The following is a 258-nucleotide window of genomic DNA, read 5'->3' on the forward strand; positions in this document are numbered from 1 at the left end:
GTGTCCTTCCGCTCGGAGGGCCGCTGGCACGCGGTGGTGCACGGCGTCTCCTTCGATGTCGGGCCCCGCGAGACCGTGGCGCTCGTGGGCGAGTCCGGCTCCGGCAAGAGCGTCAGCGCCCTGTCGATCCTGCGCCTCCTGCCGCGGGACGCGAGCCGCATCGGCGGCAGCGTGCGCTTCGCGGGGCGCGAGCTGCTCACGGCCCCCGAGGTCGAGATGCGGCGGGTGCGCGGCGATTCCATCGCCATGATCTTCCAG

General features: G+C 73.6%; 1 protein-coding gene. It reads left to right on the forward strand.

Annotated elements, in window-relative coordinates; all coding sequences use genetic code 11:
- The coding region (locus tag RVY79_RS20335; RefSeq protein WP_317466398.1) for an ATP-binding cassette domain-containing protein at nt 1-258 on the forward strand (258 nt) is incomplete at both ends.

Source organism: Chromohalobacter sp. HP20-39 (genome assembly GCF_033052815.1).
Classification (GTDB): domain Bacteria; phylum Pseudomonadota; class Gammaproteobacteria; order Pseudomonadales; family Halomonadaceae; genus Chromohalobacter.